Source organism: Cupriavidus sp. 09_S30 (assembly GCF_056930435.1).
In genome coordinates this window covers 2,776,468-2,792,992 of sequence record NZ_JBXOWI010000002.1, presented here as the reverse complement: position 1 = coordinate 2,792,992, position 16,525 = coordinate 2,776,468, and the positions used below count along the sequence as shown (strand labels likewise).

18 protein-coding genes are annotated in these 16,525 nt (G+C 62.0%); 8 read left to right on the top strand and 10 right to left on the bottom strand.

Annotated features, from left to right (window positions below):
- The first annotated feature begins 65 nt into the window (after positions 1-65).
- The gene (locus tag AC1Z3O_RS32705; RefSeq protein WP_483521138.1) at positions 66-950 is read left to right on the top strand and encodes an ADP-polyphosphate phosphotransferase; all 885 of its coding nucleotides are present in this window, start codon (positions 66-68) and stop codon (positions 948-950) included.
- A 58-nt stretch (positions 951-1,008) separates the two neighbouring features.
- On the opposite strand, the gene AC1Z3O_RS32700 is transcribed toward AC1Z3O_RS32705, so the two are convergent.
- Positions 1,009-1,461: an Lrp/AsnC family transcriptional regulator gene (locus AC1Z3O_RS32700; RefSeq protein ID WP_483521136.1), complete on the bottom strand. Its 453-nt coding sequence runs from the start codon at positions 1,459-1,461 to the stop codon at positions 1,009-1,011.
- Positions 1,462-1,569: 108 nt separating this feature from the next.
- Between AC1Z3O_RS32700 and AC1Z3O_RS32695 the strand changes: the two genes are divergently transcribed.
- Positions 1,570-2,202 carry a LysE family translocator gene (locus AC1Z3O_RS32695; protein ID WP_483522118.1) on the top strand — a complete coding sequence of 211 codons (633 nt, stop codon included), beginning with the start codon at positions 1,570-1,572 and terminating at the stop codon, positions 2,200-2,202.
- Between the two features lie 186 nt (positions 2,203-2,388).
- On the opposite strand, the gene AC1Z3O_RS32690 is transcribed toward AC1Z3O_RS32695, so the two are convergent.
- A complete protein-coding gene (locus AC1Z3O_RS32690) occupies positions 2,389-2,736 on the bottom strand; it encodes a cupredoxin domain-containing protein (protein ID WP_483521134.1) in 348 nt (115 codons plus the stop codon).
- A gap of 36 nt (positions 2,737-2,772) precedes the next feature.
- On the bottom strand, positions 2,773-3,717 hold the full coding sequence (locus AC1Z3O_RS32685; protein ID WP_483521132.1) for a metallophosphoesterase family protein: 945 nt from the start codon (positions 3,715-3,717) through the stop codon (positions 2,773-2,775).
- Positions 3,718-4,246: 529 nt separating this feature from the next.
- Between AC1Z3O_RS32685 and AC1Z3O_RS32680 the strand changes: the two genes are divergently transcribed.
- Both AC1Z3O_RS32680 and AC1Z3O_RS32675 read left to right on the top strand, forming a co-directional pair.
- Positions 4,247-4,474: a hypothetical protein gene (locus AC1Z3O_RS32680; protein WP_483521130.1), complete on the top strand. Its 228-nt coding sequence runs from the start codon at positions 4,247-4,249 to the stop codon at positions 4,472-4,474.
- 112 nt (positions 4,475-4,586) lie between these two features.
- The gene (locus AC1Z3O_RS32675; protein ID WP_483521128.1) at positions 4,587-6,284 is read left to right on the top strand and encodes an adenylate/guanylate cyclase domain-containing protein; all 1,698 of its coding nucleotides are present in this window, start codon (positions 4,587-4,589) and stop codon (positions 6,282-6,284) included.
- A gap of 80 nt (positions 6,285-6,364) precedes the next feature.
- Here the strand turns inward: AC1Z3O_RS32675 and AC1Z3O_RS32670 are convergent, their stop codons facing one another.
- The 3 genes from AC1Z3O_RS32670 to AC1Z3O_RS32660 form a co-directional block, all read right to left on the bottom strand.
- Complete coding sequence (locus tag AC1Z3O_RS32670; RefSeq protein WP_483521127.1) at positions 6,365-7,033, bottom strand: HAD family hydrolase; 669 nt, start codon at positions 7,031-7,033, stop codon at positions 6,365-6,367.
- 138 nt (positions 7,034-7,171) lie between these two features.
- Positions 7,172-7,687, bottom strand: a complete 516-nt coding sequence (locus AC1Z3O_RS32665; RefSeq protein WP_483521125.1) for a hypothetical protein — start codon at positions 7,685-7,687, stop codon at positions 7,172-7,174.
- A gap of 361 nt (positions 7,688-8,048) precedes the next feature.
- Positions 8,049-8,429 (bottom strand): tautomerase family protein, encoded by a 381-nt coding sequence (locus AC1Z3O_RS32660; protein ID WP_483521123.1) that lies wholly within the window; start codon positions 8,427-8,429, stop codon positions 8,049-8,051.
- Between the two features lie 83 nt (positions 8,430-8,512).
- Here AC1Z3O_RS32660 and AC1Z3O_RS32655 point away from each other — a divergent pair, with 83 nt between their 5' ends.
- Complete coding sequence (locus AC1Z3O_RS32655; protein WP_483521121.1) at positions 8,513-9,370, top strand: LysR family transcriptional regulator; 858 nt, start codon at positions 8,513-8,515, stop codon at positions 9,368-9,370.
- Between the two features lie 68 nt (positions 9,371-9,438).
- Here AC1Z3O_RS32655 and AC1Z3O_RS32650 read toward each other — a convergent pair whose 3' ends face one another.
- Both AC1Z3O_RS32650 and AC1Z3O_RS32645 read right to left on the bottom strand, forming a co-directional pair.
- Positions 9,439-9,864 (bottom strand): phasin family protein, encoded by a 426-nt coding sequence (locus AC1Z3O_RS32650; RefSeq protein ID WP_483521119.1) that lies wholly within the window; start codon positions 9,862-9,864, stop codon positions 9,439-9,441.
- Between the two features lie 371 nt (positions 9,865-10,235).
- Entirely contained in the window at positions 10,236-11,147 is a 912-nt protein-coding gene (locus tag AC1Z3O_RS32645; RefSeq protein ID WP_483521118.1) for a LysR family transcriptional regulator, read from the bottom strand.
- Positions 11,148-11,306: 159 nt separating this feature from the next.
- Between AC1Z3O_RS32645 and AC1Z3O_RS32640 the strand changes: the two genes are divergently transcribed.
- The gene (locus AC1Z3O_RS32640) at positions 11,307-12,740 is read left to right on the top strand and encodes an aldehyde dehydrogenase family protein (protein ID WP_483521117.1); all 1,434 of its coding nucleotides are present in this window, start codon (positions 11,307-11,309) and stop codon (positions 12,738-12,740) included.
- A gap of 22 nt (positions 12,741-12,762) precedes the next feature.
- Here the strand turns inward: AC1Z3O_RS32640 and AC1Z3O_RS32635 are convergent, their stop codons facing one another.
- Together AC1Z3O_RS32635 and AC1Z3O_RS32630 are read right to left on the bottom strand one after the other, a co-directional pair.
- A complete protein-coding gene (locus tag AC1Z3O_RS32635) occupies positions 12,763-13,404 on the bottom strand; it encodes an HD domain-containing protein (RefSeq protein ID WP_483521116.1) in 642 nt (213 codons plus the stop codon).
- A gap of 200 nt (positions 13,405-13,604) precedes the next feature.
- The gene (locus AC1Z3O_RS32630) at positions 13,605-14,213 is read right to left on the bottom strand and encodes a GntR family transcriptional regulator (protein WP_483522117.1); all 609 of its coding nucleotides are present in this window, start codon (positions 14,211-14,213) and stop codon (positions 13,605-13,607) included.
- A gap of 233 nt (positions 14,214-14,446) precedes the next feature.
- Here AC1Z3O_RS32630 and AC1Z3O_RS32625 point away from each other — a divergent pair, with 233 nt between their 5' ends.
- The gene (locus tag AC1Z3O_RS32625; protein ID WP_483521114.1) at positions 14,447-15,199 is read left to right on the top strand and encodes an SDR family NAD(P)-dependent oxidoreductase; all 753 of its coding nucleotides are present in this window, start codon (positions 14,447-14,449) and stop codon (positions 15,197-15,199) included.
- Between the two features lie 24 nt (positions 15,200-15,223).
- Positions 15,224-16,414, top strand: coding sequence for an acyl-CoA dehydrogenase family protein (locus tag AC1Z3O_RS32620; RefSeq protein ID WP_483521112.1), 1,191 nt, complete (start codon positions 15,224-15,226; stop codon positions 16,412-16,414).
- The last annotated feature ends 111 nt before the right edge of the window (positions 16,415-16,525 follow it).

Genomic DNA, 16,525 nt, shown 5'->3' with positions numbered 1-16,525 from the left:
TGTCGTGGTCATCCCTTGTCGCCTATGCTGGCTGGCACAAGCCATGAATCATCAGGAGGTTCGTCATGAGGATCGACACGAATAAATTCAGGGTGCGCGCGGGTCACGCCGTGCCACTCGCGCACAGGCCCACGCGCGTCGATCCTGTCTATGAATCGAAAGATCGGTATCGCAAAATACTCGCTGAACACGTCGAGCGGCTTAGCGAACAGCAGAACCGTCTATACGCTGACAACCGCTTTGCCGTGCTGTTCATCTTTCAGGCGATGGATGCGGCTGGCAAGGATGGCGCGATCAAGCATGTCATGTCAGGCGTCAACCCACAGGGATGCCAGGTTTACAGCTTCAAGCATCCGAGCGCGGCAGAGCTTCAACATGACTTCTTGTGGCGTACCGCGCGCGACTTGCCGGAGCGGGGAAAGATCGGAATATTCAATCGTTCCTATTACGAGGAAGTACTGATCCTGCGCGTGCATCCGGAACTCTTGCAGGCAGAGGGCCTATCGGGCGCGGCAGGTTCAGGGGAGGCGCTCTGGGATGGTCGATACCGTTCGATTGTTGAATTCGAGAATCATCTCAGTCGTAATGACACGCGCATCGTTAAGTTCTTTCTTCATCTTTCAAAGGAAGAGCAGCGCAAGCGATTTCTCGATCGTATCGACGATCCGGCCAAGAACTGGAAGCTCAGTGCCGCGGATATCGAGGAACGGAACTTCTGGCCTCAGTACATGGACGCTTATGAACGATGCCTTCATGCCACCAGCACGGAGCTTGCGCCATGGTATGTCGTGCCGGCAGACGACAAGGACAACGCTCGGCTAATCGTGTCGCAGATCGTCCTCGACACGCTCGAAGACCTGAAGGTTCGTTACCCGGAAGCAGACGCGGAGAAGCGCAAAGCTCTGCTGGCGATACGTGCACGGCTCGAAAAGGAGGATGGATCAGTTTGAGGGATGTAATCACAACCTGGAACCGTTCGTGAACGCCAAGGTGATCATGGCCATTCGTTTACAGAGGGAGCGGCCGATTCTCAAAGATGCTCTTCATTACAAGGGTGGACTTCAACCGCAGCACGCTGGGCAGCGACGATAGGTGCCGGTCGTAGAGCGCCTGGAACGCTTTCAGATCCCGCGTGACAACGTACAGCATGTAATCGGGGTCACCGAACAGGCGCTCTGCGCGGATGACCTCCGGCACGTCCAGCAATGCGCTTTCAAATGACTGGACACTGTCACTGCTCCCCTCGCGCAGCGTCACAAAAACAATCGCCGAAAAGTTCAGGCCGACTGCGGCGGGGTCGATATTGGCTCGATAGTTGTTAATCACCCCCGCTTGCTCCAACGCCCGAACCCTTCGATGGCAGGGCGAGAGGCTAAGCCCGATGCGCTCGCCAAGTTCCGTGACGGAAAGTCGTCCGTCCTTCTGTAGTTCAGCAAGAATCTTGCGGTCAATGGCATCCATGCGCAAGATACTACCTCGTGGTGGTGCTCGTAGGCAAGAAATAGGGAGCACCTTCCAGTGACGACGCCGTAACATTCCGCTCCGAGCAATGGTGCTCATTAGTAAGGAATCGCGGCTTTGGCGCTCAATATGTTGACGGCCTTTTGGCTTGTCTCTATTTCGTTAGTAATGGTTCCGGGCGCAGACTGGGCATATGCAATATCGGCAGGGATGCGCGAGAAGGCGATTGCGCCAGCAATCGGGGGCATCCTGCTCGGCTATCTGATGCTGACCGCGGTGGTCGCGGCGGGCGTTGGGGCTCTCGTCGCGAGTGTCCCGGCAATCCTTACCGTGCTGACTGTCCTTGGGGCGGGCTATCTGCTTTGGCTTGGCGTCAACGTACTTGCCCATCCTTCCGCGCCGACGATCGGTGATGAGCAGGCATCGAGCACCATGGGATGGCTTGTTCGCGGTTTTACGGTTAGCGGCGTGAACCCCAAGGCGCTGATGCTGTTCCTGGCTTTGCTGCCGCAATTCACCAGTCGCAGCGGTGCATGGTCGATCTCCGCGCAGATTGGGGTGTTGGGCCTCGTGCAGATCGTCAACTGTGCCTTGGTCTATTCGATTGTCGGCCTGGGGTCGAAGATCGTCTTGCGCACCCGACCGAAGGTAGCTCGCTCGATCAGCCAGTTTTCCGGGGTGGCTATGATCGCCATCGCTTTAATCCTGTTGATCGAGCAGTTTCTTGCATTCATGCGATAAGCGGAGAATTTGGGTCGGTGCGATTGTGCGCGACCCGTCCGGTCCATATGCCGGCTGGCCCTGTCCGAGGCCGGCAAGCCGTACGCCGCGAGGTCGGCTTGCCCCGGGCGGCATCTGCAGCCGGCTCTGGCTTGCCGCGCGCCACTTCGTTGCCACCGGCAATCGCGCCGAAGAAATCGTGCGCATCTACTGGACGGTGATTGTCGCCTTCATATTCGGGTGTATGCCGCAGAAGATTCTGTAGACACCCGGTTTATCGAACCTGAACTTGTAGATGTCGTTCTGATCGAGCGCGCTGGAGCGGAACAGGCCGGCGTCGTTGACAACCGTGTGCGGTTCGCTATCGAGGTTTTTCCAGGTCACGGTGGAGCCGGCCTTGATCGTGAGTGACATCGGCGAGAACGTGAAATTCTTCACAACGACGACATTGGCCTCTTGCGCATGCGCGATGGAGAACTCGAAAGCCGATGCCGCCATCAGTATCCCGACCCCGAGGGGGACGGCGAAGGCGCGGCGAAGGATAGTCGTTAGCATGATTTGGCTCCTGATCGGTGAGCGGTGCCTGGCAATTCAGGCGAGCGTGGTATCGGCGAGTATCGCGGCGAGCGGGTGGCGCATGATCTTGATGCTGGTCACGCCAAGCATCCTGGGAAGCTGATCGCTCGGTACTGTCAGGGGCATGGGCCCAGGTCCATTGCCTGCCACAGGTTGCGGATAGGCCGTCGAGCGCGCCGTATGAAAGGTGATATTGCCTTCCACCTTCGACACGATCTGGTGGATATGGCCGTTCAGGACAGTGACCGAACCGAAGCGCTGCAGATAGCTCATTGCCTCGCCGGCATCGCCGGTGCCCCAACCCCACGGTTGGTAGATCGTCCACATTGGCATGTGCGCGAAGACGACGATCGGCGTGCTGGACGAGCGGCCCGTCAGATCGGCTTTCAGCCAGGCGAGTTGGTCGTCGCCCAAGCTCCCCAAGCCGTTCGGCTTGAAATGCATCACGTTGACCAGGCCGATAAAGTGGACGCCACTGTGGTCGAAGCTGTAGTAGCCCTTGTTGCCGGAGGCTTGACCGAAACGGCTGAAGTATTCCGTCCCAGACCCATCGGTCACATCATGCTCGCCGGGCACGGTATGCAACTCGGAGATGCTTAGCCCTGACATCAATTGCGCCGCGCGGTCGAACTCCTCCGCCTTGGAAAGATGTGTAATGTCACCTGTGTGAATCGTCAGCGCCGGCTTGATCGGCATGGCGTTGACGAAGTCAATGGTCTGCTTGAGCGTGCCTGCGACGTCGGGATTGGCTTCCTTGTTGAAGCCAATATGTGTGTCGCTGATCTGCAGGAAAAGAGGGACCCCTGCGGCAACCGACGGACCTTTTGCCGAAGCGGCAAGGGCCAATTCCACCGGCGCGAGCACACCGCCGGCCAGGACAAACACAGTGCCCGCACCACCGAAAGCGAGGCACTTCAATGCGCCGCGGCGCGACGGATCGGATGGGAGATCTGACGACATATTGCCCTCACGAGTCAGGTTCGAGAGGTAGATCGCCAGACCATCCGACGGGCCTCCCGTTTGGGTTCAAGAGCAAGACTGCCGGGCCATCCGTTCTGTTCCACCGTAAGCGCAGCGCTGCGGCGGCTAGGGCGCAGGATGCGCACGCAGGTTCTATTAGCGAAATCGTCGCCGGAAATGGATCCCGTGCTGCTTCGGCACGGTAAGTGCCGCGCGCGCCTGTTGACGGCGGCGCCGGCCTTTTGAAAGGCGACTGTGCGCATGGGGGCAGCGTACCTTTGGCAGGCAGAACAGCCCTCCGGGCGGACCCTCAGGATGATGAGCGCACAGTGGCTTAACGCTGGGCCCCGCTGCATCTATGCCCCGGGAGCGGGAATAGAGACTGGTGTCTGCGCAGTTCTACAAGTGCACGACGGACCAGTTCCCGGGAAGGATCGATATCCCGGAAACCGGCACGCGATGCGTGCCCAAGCGTGGCCTTCACGGCCATGCGCTTTGGCAGCCATTCCTACTGCATTTGGAGATCATCATGAAAATCCTGATTTCGGCCGCTGTCGCTGCATTGGCATCGTTCGCAGCCCTGGCCCATGCGTCCAACGTCCCCACCGATGCCGTAACCTCAGACAGTAAAACCCATATCAATGGGCCGCGCGATCCCTACACCGATGGCGCGAAAATAGGAAAGTATGATGTCTATTCAGACGGCGCAAATGTCACGGATCGGCGCGATCCTTTCACCGATGGCGCGCACAGCTAAGCCGCTGCCAGAGCCGCAGGCGCCAGCCGACGCGCGCATGGCAGAAGGTGATGCCGCAGCGTAGGCACGCGGCAGGCAACAGCCGGCTCATCGAGAGCATGGAGAGTAGAGCATGTCACTCTATCCCTACCTGCAAAGGTTGCGGCCAACGGGGGTGCGATCGGTCCGGCTGGCCACCGGACTGGTGCTGTTCACCTACGTAGCCACGCACCTCCTGAATCACTCGTTGGGGAATATCTCGCTCGTATGGCTGGAGCGTGTTCTGCTTGTGCAGAAGTTCATCTGGCAGGGATGGCTTGGAACGGTCGTGCTGTACAGCGCGCTGGCGACGCATTTCTTCCTGGGCCTGTGGGCTCTGTACGAACGGCGCTCGGTGCACTGGACTCCGGGCGAGATGGCGCAGCTCGTCCTCGGCTTGTGCATACCGCCGCTGCTAGCCAACCATGTTGTGAATACGCGTGTCGCCCTTGCCGAGTTCGGCCTGAACAAGGGGTACGCGCAGTTGCTGTACTCGTTCTGGATCGATTCACCGTTCTTCAGTCGAGTACAGCTTATGCTGTTGGTGGTCGCCTGGCTGCATGGGTGTTACGGCATCTGGTTCTGGTTGCGATTGAAACCGTGGTTCGGGGCGTGGCGCAGCGTGCTGCTGAGCGTCGCCGTGCTGCTCCCGGTGCTTGCGCTGCTAGGCTTCGTGCAGGGAGGACGGGAAGTGATCGCGCTCGCGCAGGATCCCGTCTGGCGCGCCGAGGCGACCCGGCCGGCGATCATCGGAACGGGATTGCAAAATCTCTGGCTCGCCGAGTTGCGCAACGACTTCTTGCTCTTCGATGGTGGTGCGCTGCTGCTGGTGCTCACCGCGCGGCTGGTGCGCACGGTGCGTGAGCGCCGGGCCGGGCGGTTCTGTGTTCTGTATCCGGACGGGCGAACGGCATACGCACCGCTTGGGTTTTCGGTGCTCGAGGCTAGCCGCATGGCCGGCGTTCCTCATGCCAGCAGTTGCGGTGGCCGCGCCCGATGCACGTTGTGCCGGGTGCGCGTGCTCAGCGACGCGCCACTGCCCGCGCCTGCCGAGGCGGAGCGGCGCGTTCTGGAGCGGCTGGGGGCTGATTCGCAGACAGTTCGCCTCGCCTGCCAGTTGCGGCCGACCCATGATCTCTCCGTGTGGCCATTGGTGCCGCCGGCAGCATCCGCGGCCTTCTTGCATCGGCGCCAGCGGGACGTCATGCCGCAAGAGCGATTCGCGGCGTTCATGTTCGTGGATATGCGGGATTCCACAAAGCTTGCGGCGGCACAACTGCCGTTCGACAGCCTATTCGTTGTCAGTCGCTTCCTGAGTGCGGTCAGCTCCGCGGTGGTCCAGGCGGGCGGCCTGCCCAACCAGTTCCTGGGGGATGCAGTGCTCGCGATCTTTGGCTTGAGCAGCGAGCCATCCACCGCTTGTCGTCAGGCGCTCAGAGCGGTGCCACTGGTGGCAGCCAATATTGACGAACTCAACGCCGCGCTTAAGCAGCAGGTGCAAACGCAAATCCGGTTTGGCATTGGATTGCATTGCGGCCGGGCGGTAATGGGTGAGATTGGTTTTCGCGAGCATGTCACGTTCACTGCGATAGGTGATCCGTTGAACGTGGCCTCGAGACTTGAGGAGTTAACAAAAGAGATCGCTTGTGAGGCGATCGTCTCGGAGCAGGTCTTCCAGCATGCCGGCGTTTCAGCCGCAGGCCTGCCGAACCTTGCCGCACGCCTGCGAGGGCGCGATAACCCGGTGCCCGTCCGTGTGCTGTCCACGGCGGCGCAGATGCCTCGGGTCTGACTACGCCCTCCACGCTGCGGCGGCCAGAACCCGCGAAGCCGCCTCGCAGAAATGGCGCGCCGCGGGGGCGTGCGGACGGCTCAGGCCGTTCTCACGCCAAACCACGCCGGTACATGTTCCACCGCCTCGTCCAGCCGCTCCAGCATGCGGAAACTCATTCCCGCAATTTCCGCTGTCGGCACCTTCAGGTCCGGCACGGTGATGACCCGCATCCCCGCGCGATCGGCGGCGCGCGCGCCGTTCTCGCTGTCCTCGAAGGCCAGGCATGCCACGGGCGGCATCTGCAGCCGGCTCGCGGCGAGCTGATAGACGGCCGGATCCGGCTTGCCGCGTGCCACTTCATTGCCGCCGGCAATCGCGCCGAAGAAATCGAGCACGCCGACTTCACCCAGGCGGAATTCGATCTCCTGCCGGCTCGACGACGACGCCACCGCGCAGGGAATGCCTGCCTCGGACAATGTGGTCAGCAGGGTGTGCACGCCCGGCTTGAGGGGAAACAGCGGCTCGTCCGTGGGCGCGTGCAAGCGCTGCCGCACGTGCGCCTGCGCCTCCCGGAAGATGGATTCGCTGCCGAGCATCGTCGTCAGCATGGCGAAGCACTCCGGTGCCGCCCGGCCGACGATCTCCAGGTAGCTTGCGTGCGGGATGTCGATGCCGAAGTCACGCGCGACCGACAGCCATGTTTCCATGATCGTGCGTTCGGAGTCGATCAACAGGCCGTCCATGTCGAAGATTGCTGCGGAGAACATTAGGCAAGGGTCAGAGCGTTTCGAGTACGTGGACTATAACGCAAGGGTTTGCCGCGGCGGTTGGGACGGTGGGGCCGAATGCCGTCGCGGCATCAATGCAGGTGCGGTGGTGGCAGGGCGGGCAGCGACGCTCACCAGCTAAGTCGCTGTATGCTCCACGAACAGCAACCTCAACCCTCCACTAGCCTTTAACGACAGTAGAACCTCGCCAGCGTCGGACGTTTCAAGAAGATTCCGGTCCGCAAGGAAAGTGGTTGCAGTGCTCAAGTCGCGCACAGCAAACGTCAATGACTGGATAACGTCTTGCGTGCCCGTGAGCAGCCGCAAGTTCACGTCCTCCGTCAATGCTATGGCGTCACCACCCGACTCGGATAGCTTTTGCCATTTTTCCGTGGCTGATACCACATTCCGTGCGGTGAGCGTTATCTCACTCAAGCCGAGCAAGCCAAGAGGCCCTCCGTCGCGTGCATTCATCTCCGCTCGCTCCTTGGTTCGGCGGCTGCGCGTTGCCTGGCCTCTTTCCCACGGGACGATTGGTGCGTCGCGGTCCCATTCGCAGAAGAAAACGCAACATGAATTGGTCGAAACGTCGAGGACTACTGAGTTGGTAAAGTTGGCGATCAGTTGTCCATGTGCGTCGTTGGACCGGAACACGCGCGGCTCCTTGCAACGGATTCCTTTGGAATCCAAGTGAGCCAGACTTATGGAAAGGTCATCGGGTGCGAGTGCGAATCCATGCACGAGTGGGAATGGGCAATCTGTTGGCAAATCCGAGTTACTGGCAGCCGCCCAGATTTCGAGGTTCGTGTTTCCGACGCCAATCCAACCGAAGGTCGCAAAGGAAGCGCGCTCGAGAGGCCACGTCACAGGGAGACCTAGCGGTCCGCTGAGCACCGCATACAAGCTCTCTGCATCGGCGACGCGAAGTACAACGTGATCAATGCCTTGGTAGGGTCGCTTCGTCATTGGATGGGTTTAGTTAGTGCGTCCCTCGCGTGACGACCGTAGCTTTGCCTCAAGCGTATTGCGCGAGGCCATGCCCGAGGGACCAATTCTCTTTCGCGACCTCTACAAGGCTCACGAACACGTCCTCTGGCCGGATACCGGGGCTTTCGCCGAGTAGCTCCGCGATCCGCCGGAACAGTGCCTTCTTCTGCTCGACGGTGCGAGTGTTGCTCGCGATGATCTGGATAAACACGAGGTCGTCGCTCCGAGCGACGTCAAGATAAGTCGCGCCGTAGCGGAAGTTCGCAGCTTCATGCTCAGTCATGGCCATGAACTGGTCGTCTTCAGGAACGTTGAACGTTTCGCGCAGCGCACGGTAAACGCCGTCGAAGATTGCCTGTCGATAGGCTTCCGTCTTTCCGGTGCGCAATGAGATATGAGCGAGTGGCATGGTGGGTCCTCCCCTTGTTGTCTCGCTTCATACTAACTATTCTTTTCGGATATGTATGTTTATTTCAATGATAAGCGTTTGAAATGACTGAGCGCCCCCTCGACCTGGATGCCGTCAAGGCCTTTGTCCGCATCGCCGAGCTTGGCAGCTTTACGCATGCTGCTGAAGCCATGCAAACGACGCAAGCCGCAGTCAGCTTGAAACTGAAGCGCCTAGAAGAAAGGCTCGGTTTCCGGCTCGTTGAGCGAACGCCACGATACGTGGAGCTTTCGGCGCGGGGCGCAGCCTTCCTTGAGCACGCCCGCGAACTCCTGGAGGTACATGATCGCGCGCTCTCTGCATTTGTCGGGGCCCGGCAGCGCCTCACGATTGGCATCAGTGATCATGTTGCGGGGCCGGAACTCCCCGCGTTGATCGCGCGTATGAACGCGCAAGACCCGGAGCTGTTGATCGAAATCCGAATCGGATCGTCGGGTGACCTGCTTCAGAGCTTTGACCGGCGGGAACTCGACACGGTGATCGTTCGCCTGCATGTCGGTCGGAGCGACGGGAAGGTTCTCGCCGAAGAGAAACTTGGCTGGTTCGCAGCGCCAGGCTGGCAGCATCGGGCAGACGAGCCACTGCCGCTTGCCACGCTCGCCGAGCCCTGTGGTGTGCGTGCGATGGCCGGGAAGCTTCTCGACGCGGCGGCAGTGCCGTGGAGAGAAGTCTTCGTTGGTGGCGGCGTGGCGGCGGTTTCTGCGGCCGTCATGGCCGGGCTCGGGGTTGCCGCATTGGCTCCGCGGATGCTGCCATTTGGTGCCGTTGAGGTAGGCCCCAAGCTCGGACTTCCCGACTTACCGCGGCTGCCGATTCTGCTTCACACAAGGGTCAAGGACGGTCGCCCCCGTGATGCGCTTGCCGCGCTTTCAGCTGCCTTCCGGAGCGTGGTGCGAGGCTAATGGCGAGATAGGCACGCAGCGGCGAGCCCGTGAGCCGAACAGAAGGCAAACAGGCTCATCCACTGCGCTTACTTGCTCGTTCCTTTCATCATGCTTTTTGCCTCTTCAATACTCTCCTCCGCGCGTTTGGTGATCACGGCCAGCGCCTCGGCTTGCGATTTCTGTGCCATTTCCGCCAGTTCGCGCATATTGTTCAACGCCGTCTGCAGGCCGTGCTGTACGAATTCGCCCTGTTTTGCCATGGCCTCGGCAGGATCTCCGCCGGCGGTCAGCTTCTGGGCTGCGGCCTGGATCTCCTGCATGCTCTTGCTCAAGATCTCGGTCTGCTTCTGTACGAGTGCCTGCATGCCTTCGTAGGCAATCTTGTTTGCCTCTGTGATCGCGTCGATATCCTTGCGTCGCGCTTCGATCACCGACGCCATGTCGACGCCAGGGAGCTTGTACTGTTCTAGCAACTTTGTGAAATCGGTGAACGGATTGGTCGATGTAGCCATGACGCAACTCCTCATTGGGGTAGGGGAAGCTGAAACCCGGGGCGCCGGATTCCGGCTGGTGTAGCCCGATCGCCGCGCGGTAGCCTAAGTGTAGCGCCTACCGCACGGAAACCTGGGGCTGCATCGGTACTCATGACGCTAGAAGCATTGCCACCTTTTTCGCTTCCGGATCAACGTGTCCTCCTTGCAGGCGGTTGCGCATCGTTGCACCACTGCACCACGGTCTTGCTCGTCCTCTCAGTAGGTACTGAGGCGACCATTCTGGTTTCGGCACCCATACTTCGGCGGGAAAATCTGGTCCGACTTAAGCCACGCTTCGTTGGTGAACGCTCGCTGCGGATAGCTACATCGGTACCAGCATTAGTCTCTGGCTATCCCGCCTGAACTCCTGCCAGGTGACCATCAGCCAGACGTAGCTCGCGGATCAGTTCGACCAGTGCGCGCAGCCGCGCGGGCACGAACCTGTGGCCCGAGTAGTAAAGCCTGAGGCCGCCAAACGGCTGGCACCAGGGAGCGAGCACGGGCACCAACGCGCCGGATTTCAGCTCTTCTTCGATAAACCATTCCGAGATGAAGCCGATGCCGAGCCCGAGCAGCACCGCCTGCTTGATGGCCAGCAGTTCGTTGAGGGCCATGCGCACGGGCAAATCCATCTGCAGCTTCTGGCCTTTGTGCTCCAGTTCCCAGTGATAGATGCCGCCGTGCGACATGCGCATGCCGATGCTCTGGTGCTTGAGCAGATCGCGCGGATGCCTTGGCGTGCCGTTGCGCTTCAGGTAGCCGGGCGTTGCCACGATGAGCATGCGAAGGTCGCGGGAGAGCGGCACGGCAATCATGTCCTGCGGCACGGATTCGGCAAGACGGATGCCCGCATCGAAGCCCTCGGCGACGATGTCGATCAGGCGCGACTCGCTCACGATGTCGATGCGTACCTGGGGGTGGCGCTGTGCGTACTGATGGAATAGCGGCGCCAGCAGCAAGGAGGCTACCCCCTGCGGGACGTTGATTCGCAGCGTGCCGCTGGGCGCGTCAGGTTCGGTGGCGATCTCTTCGTTGGCGCGTTGGATTTCCGCAAGTGCCGGCGCGATGCGCTCTACGTAGCGCTGGCCTGCATCGGTCAGGGCCACGCTGCGCGTCGAGCGGTTGAAAAGGCGCACCTTCAGCCGCGCCTCCAGGCCGGCGACGGCGCTGCTCACCGCCGTGGTCGACATGCCAAGCTCCAGCGCCGCTCCACGAAAACTGCTGCGGCGCGCAACGGCCAGAACCACTTCAAGCTCGGTCATTCCTGTGCGGTGCATAGATCGTCCTGATTTTCGGGATACAACATCTGCCATAAGACGGCTTATCAAAACAGTAGCGTATTCCTAGACTTCATTGCACGCAGCCGCAAGGCGAGGTCTTTCCTCTTCTTGTGCGCCATCGGTAACGCAAAAGGAGTCGACATGCAGCGCATTGAGCACATCTATATCAACGGCGAGTTCGTCACGCCGCACGGCCAGGAATGGTTTGATCTGTACAACCCGAGCACCGAAGAAGTCATAGGCCAGGTGCGCCTGGGCGACGAACTGGACGCGAAGCGCGCCATCGCTGCGGCCCAGGCAGCGTTTCCTGCCTGGTCACGCACCACGCGCGAGGAACGCATTGCGGCGCTCCGGCGCATGCACCGGGCCATCGCTGCGCGCGAGGAGGAACTGATGCAGGTCGTCGTGACCGAGTATGGCGCGCCGTTCGCGCGCTCGCGCTGGATGGCGGAGTATCCGGCCCAGACCATTGCACAGGCCATCAACGCGTTGGAGTCCTTCGCGTTCGAGGAGCGCGCTGGCGCCGCACGTGTCGTGATGACGCCCATTGGCGTCGCAGGCTTGATCACGCCCTGGAACAGCAATGCGGGATTCATCTGCAATAAGCTCGCAACGGCACTGGCAGCGGGATGCACGGCCGTCATCAAGCCCAGCGAGATGAGTGCTATGCAAACGCAGATCGTGGCCGAGGCGCTGCACGAGGCCGGTCTGCCCCCCGGCGTATTCAACATCGTCAATGGCCGTGGTGACGTGGTCGGCGAAGAGATCGTGCGCAATCCCGGTATCGCCAAGATCTCGTTCACCGGCTCATCCGCGGTGGGTCAGCATCTGGTGAGCGCTGGGGCCGCCACCATGAAGCGCGTCACGCTGGAGCTGGGCGGCAAATCTCCCACGGTGGTGCTCGACGACGCGGACTTTGCTGATGTCATGCCGCTAGTGCTCCAGGCGGGATTCCTCAACAGCGGGCAGGCCTGCATCGCAGGCACCCGCATACTGGTGCCGCGGCATCGGCTTGCGGAGTTCGAGGAGATCGCAAAGGAAGCGGTTCTGCACGTCAAATCCGGCGATCCGCGCCAAGCCGACACCGACATCGGCCCAATGGTGAGCGCCAAGCAATGGGAACGTGTGCAGAGCTACATCCGCATCGGCGTGGAAGAGGGCGCAGCGCTGCTGGCTGGTGGCGAAGGGCGGCCCGATGGATTGCACGCGGGCTGGTTCGTCAAGCCCACCATCTTCACCGACGCGAACAACCGGATGCGCGTTGCGCGCGAGGAAATCTTCGGGCCTGTACTCACCATCATTCCTTACCACGACGATGCCGAGGCCATTGCCATCGCCAATGACACGAACTACGGCCTGAGTGCGATCGTGCTTGGCAAGGACATCGAGCGCTGCGAACGCGTGGCCCGGCAGATCGATGCAGGCCGCGTGCTCGTCAACACGCTTGCCCACGAGCCGCGCGCACCGTTTGGTGGCTTCAAGCATTCAGGGCTTGGACGCGAGATGGGGAAATGGGGCATCAGCGCGTACCTGGAACCGAAGACCTTGATCATGGAGTCTGGGCAGGTTCAATGAGTATGGCCTGAACGGATGCGGATCAGATTTCCTCGCTGAACTGCTGCAGAAAATCAAGCATCCGTTCATGACGCTGCGCTGCGAGTCTAGCGCCGGCAGGCGTTTGGAAGTTTGATGCTAGTTTCAGCAATTTCGTGCGAAAGTGATCGAGTGCATATCGAGAATCGTCCAGTGTCCGGCTGAGCCCGTGCGGATCATGGCTCTCGTACAAAGCGCTTCCCATCCGACCGGCAACGTAAAAGCATCGAGCGATACCCAACATCCCAATTGCGTCGAGCCGGTCGGCATCTTGCAGGATTCTTGCCTCTAACGTTGCAGGGTTGATTCCGGCAGAAAAGCTGTGCGATTCGATCGCATGCGCGGCTTGTTCTGCCCGCGAGACTTGCCAGCCCAAACTCGTTAGCACGCGCCTTGCCTTCTCAGCGGAGAGCCGCGATGCCTGTGATCGAAGCGGCGAATTTTTCTCGACCGGCACGCAATCGTGTAACAGCGTCGAGGCGAGCAGGATTTCGGCATCCCCTCCTTCCTCAGCCCATATAGCGGACGCGTTCTTCCATACACGTCGAAGATGCGAAATGTCGTGAGACCCGTCGCTTGCGTGTTCCGTGGCAAACGGTAGCAGTGCATCAGCGAGTTGTTGATGCGGCGAAAATGGAGAGTCCATCGAATGTTGGCCTAAGTTTGATGGATGAGACGGTGAACGGAGAGCCTGCTGGCACTAGAACTCTAGCGGATCTCTGATCTCGGTTCCTTAGCCGAAATCCGCAGCCGAGACAAGGCCGGGACGACAGCGCCTATCCTCGCCATGAAGACGGCGCAGTCCGTGCTTCGGCCCATCCCCTCCAAGCCGGCGGGCGGCGCGTGCTATTGCCTGAGGCGCCCCTTGGCTGCGATCGCCGCGCCCTGTTCGGCTTCGATGGCTTCCCTCACATTCCGCACATGCGTCCCCCCGGCGGCATCCGCCTCTTCCGTATCCCCTGCTAGCACGGCGTCTGCGATCCGCCCGTAGTCCCGCAGCCGCAGCGCCTGCAGCGACCTCAGCCGATGCTGCGCGTAAACGATCGGCATCTGGATCGCCGGAAACAGCCGCCGCAGTTCCCGATTGCCGCTCATCTCCAGCAGGGTCCGATAGAAGCGCCGCCGCGCTGACGCAAAGCCGGCCGTGTCATGCGCGGCATCGGCCGTTTCGAGATCCTGGATGGCCTGCCGCAGCGCCGCGGCGAAATCCGGGTTTGTGCTGCCGCGTACGGCGCAACGGGCAAGGAGGCCGGTGATCCGTTCGGCAACGTCGAGCACGTCGAGGGTGTCCTGCGGGCTGAGCGACCGGATCGCGGCGCCGCGGTGGCGCAGCAACTCGACGATGCCTTCTGCCGCCAACCGCTGCAGCGCTTCGCGCACGGAGTTGCGGCCGACGCCGAACTGGGCGGCGAGGTCGGCTTCCACAAGGCGTTGGCCGGGGACGAAGCGCTGCATCTCCAGACCGTTGACGATGCCGTAGAAGACGGCATCGGAGGCGCTGCCGTCACCGCCGGAATCGAGGTCGGGCGTGGCGGCGTCCTCGTGTGCCGGGCGGAGTTCGGCGGGGGTCTCGGGAGTGGGGGAGGGGCGCTTGGGCATCGGGGAATTGTAACTGAGCGTCGATTGGGATGGTTTTATCCTTCAAAATTGTCCTACAATCTAGCGGAACAATTCGTGAGGAGGCATGCATGTCGTCGGTATCGGAGCAACTGAAGGGCAAGCGCGCCCTGGTGACCGGGGCGTCCAGCGGGCTGGGGGCGCATTTCGCGCAATTGCTGGCCGCGCATGGCGCGGAGGTGGTGATTGCGGCACGGCGGGTGGGGGCGCTGGAGGCGCTGGCGGAGAAGATCGGCGCTGTCGGCTCAGTCCAATGTGTGGCGCTGGATGTGACGGATGCGGCTTCGCGCGCCGGCCTGGCCGAGGCCGTGGGGCCGGTCGATATCCTCATCAATAACGCCGGGGTGGCGCGCGAGGGCGCGGCGCTGCGGCATCCGGAGGAGGATTGGGATGCGGTGATGGACACCAACCTCAAGGGCCTGTTCTATGTGGCGCAGGCGCTGGCGCCTGGCATGCGCGAGCGCGGCGGCGGCAGCATCATCAATGTGGCGTCGATCCTGGGGCTGCGGCAGGCGGGTGGGGTGGTTTCCTATGCTGTGTCCAAGGCGGGAGTGATCCAGCTCACCAAGACGCTGGCGCTGGAATGGGCGCGGTACGGGATCCGCGTCAACGCGCTGGCGCCCGGTTATTTCGAAACTGAGATCAACAGCGGTTTCTGGGAGACCGAGGGCGGCAAGGCGCTGATCCAACGCATTCCGCAGCGGCGGCTCGGGCAGCTGGAGGACCTGGATGGTCCGCTGCTGCTGCTCGCTTCCGATGCATCCCGCTATATGACCGGCTCGGTGCTGACCGTGGACGGCGGGCACCTGGTCAATACGCTTTAAACCTCAGCCTGAGAAAGGACAGTCATGTTCACCCCTTGCCCCACTGAACGCAGCCGCGTGATCGCGGACCGTGTCGAGGCCTTCGTGCGCGACGTCGTCACCCCCTACGAGCGCGACCCGCGCCTCGGCGCGCACGGCCCCTCCGAGGAACTGGTGCACGAGTTGCGCGCCAAGGCGCGCGAGGCCGGCGTGATGACGCCGCATATCCTGCCGGACGGCGGCCACCTGAACCAGGTCGAGACCGCCGCCGTGCTCAAGCGCTCGGGCCTGTCGCCGCTGGGCCCGGTGGCCGTCAATACGATGGCGCCGGACGAGGGCAATATGTTCCTGCTGGGCAAGGTGGCCACGCCCGCGCAGAAGCAGCGCTTTCTCGACAAGCTGGTGCGCGGCGAGGCGCGCTCGGCCTTCTTCATGACCGAGCCGGCCGAGGACGGCGGCGCGGGGTCCGATCCGTCGATGCTGCAGACCACGGCCGTGCTCGACGGCGACGAATGGGTGGTCAACGGCCGCAAGATGTTCATCACAGGCGCCGAGGGTGCCTCGGTGGGCATCGTGATGGCGCGCACCGGCAGCCCCGACAAGGTGCAGGCGACCATGTTCCTGGTCGACCTGCCGCATCCCGCCATCCGCATCGAGCGCGTGCTCGACACCATCGACAGCTCGATGCCGGGCGGTCATGCGCTGATCGCCATCGAGAACCTGCGCGTGCCGCAGGACCAGGTGCTCGGCGAGGTCAACGAAGGGCTGCGCTATGCGCAGGTGCGCCTGTCGCCGGCGCGGCTGTCGCACTGCATGCGCTGGTTCGGCTCGACCGCGCGCGCGCATGAGATCGCCACCCAGTACGCCACCACGCGCAAGGCCTTCGGCAAGCTGCTGATCGACCACGAGGGCGTGGGCTTCATGCTGGCCGACAACCTGATCGACCTGCAGCAGGCCGCGCTGATGATCGATTGGTGCGCGGGCGTGCTCGACGGCGGCTCGCTGGGCACCGCCGAAAGCTCGATGGCCAAGGTGGCCGTGTCCGACGCGCTGTTCCGCGTGGCCGACCGCTGCGTGCAGATCATGGGCGGCATGGGCGTCTCGCGCGATTCCATCGTCGAGCAAGTGTTCCGCGAGGTGCGCGCCTTCCGCATCTACGATGGCCCGACCGAGGTGCACAAGTGGTCGCTGGCGAAGAAGATCAAGCGGGAAACGCTGGGCGCGGGGCGTCACTGAGGCGCCTGTTCGCTGACGCGGTGAGGCGAGGCGCAGGGCTTCCGTCGATGCGGGGCCTTGCGCCTTGCCACGCGGCTGCCGACTCGTCGCTCCCCAGCGGATGCGATGGTT

Bases quoted from the DNA above. Each gene is read 5' to 3' on its own strand.
- AC1Z3O_RS32705 (WP_483521138.1), top strand. From the start codon at position 66: ATGAGGATCGACACGAATAAATTCAGGGTGCGCGCGGGTCACGCCGTG.
- AC1Z3O_RS32700 (WP_483521136.1), bottom strand. From the start codon at position 1,461: ATGGATGCCATTGACCGCAAGATTCTTGCTGAACTACAGAAGGACGGA.
- AC1Z3O_RS32690 (WP_483521134.1), bottom strand. From the start codon at position 2,736: ATGCTAACGACTATCCTTCGCCGCGCCTTCGCCGTCCCCCTCGGGGTC.
- AC1Z3O_RS32685 (WP_483521132.1), bottom strand. From the start codon at position 3,717: ATGTCGTCAGATCTCCCATCCGATCCGTCGCGCCGCGGCGCATTGAAG.
- AC1Z3O_RS32680 (WP_483521130.1), top strand. From the start codon at position 4,247: ATGAAAATCCTGATTTCGGCCGCTGTCGCTGCATTGGCATCGTTCGCA.
- AC1Z3O_RS32675 (WP_483521128.1), top strand. From the start codon at position 4,587: ATGTCACTCTATCCCTACCTGCAAAGGTTGCGGCCAACGGGGGTGCGA.
- AC1Z3O_RS32670 (WP_483521127.1), bottom strand. From the start codon at position 7,033: ATGTTCTCCGCAGCAATCTTCGACATGGACGGCCTGTTGATCGACTCC.
- AC1Z3O_RS32660 (WP_483521123.1), bottom strand. From the start codon at position 8,429: ATGCCACTCGCTCATATCTCATTGCGCACCGGAAAGACGGAAGCCTAT.
- AC1Z3O_RS32655 (WP_483521121.1), top strand. From the start codon at position 8,513: ATGACTGAGCGCCCCCTCGACCTGGATGCCGTCAAGGCCTTTGTCCGC.
- AC1Z3O_RS32650 (WP_483521119.1), bottom strand. From the start codon at position 9,864: ATGGCTACATCGACCAATCCGTTCACCGATTTCACAAAGTTGCTAGAA.
- AC1Z3O_RS32645 (WP_483521118.1), bottom strand. From the start codon at position 11,147: ATGACCGAGCTTGAAGTGGTTCTGGCCGTTGCGCGCCGCAGCAGTTTT.
- AC1Z3O_RS32640 (WP_483521117.1), top strand. From the start codon at position 11,307: ATGCAGCGCATTGAGCACATCTATATCAACGGCGAGTTCGTCACGCCG.
- AC1Z3O_RS32635 (WP_483521116.1), bottom strand. From the start codon at position 13,404: ATGGACTCTCCATTTTCGCCGCATCAACAACTCGCTGATGCACTGCTA.
- AC1Z3O_RS32630 (WP_483522117.1), bottom strand. From the start codon at position 14,213: ATGCAGCGCTTCGTCCCCGGCCAACGCCTTGTGGAAGCCGACCTCGCC.
- AC1Z3O_RS32625 (WP_483521114.1), top strand. From the start codon at position 14,447: ATGTCGTCGGTATCGGAGCAACTGAAGGGCAAGCGCGCCCTGGTGACC.
- AC1Z3O_RS32620 (WP_483521112.1), top strand. From the start codon at position 15,224: ATGTTCACCCCTTGCCCCACTGAACGCAGCCGCGTGATCGCGGACCGT.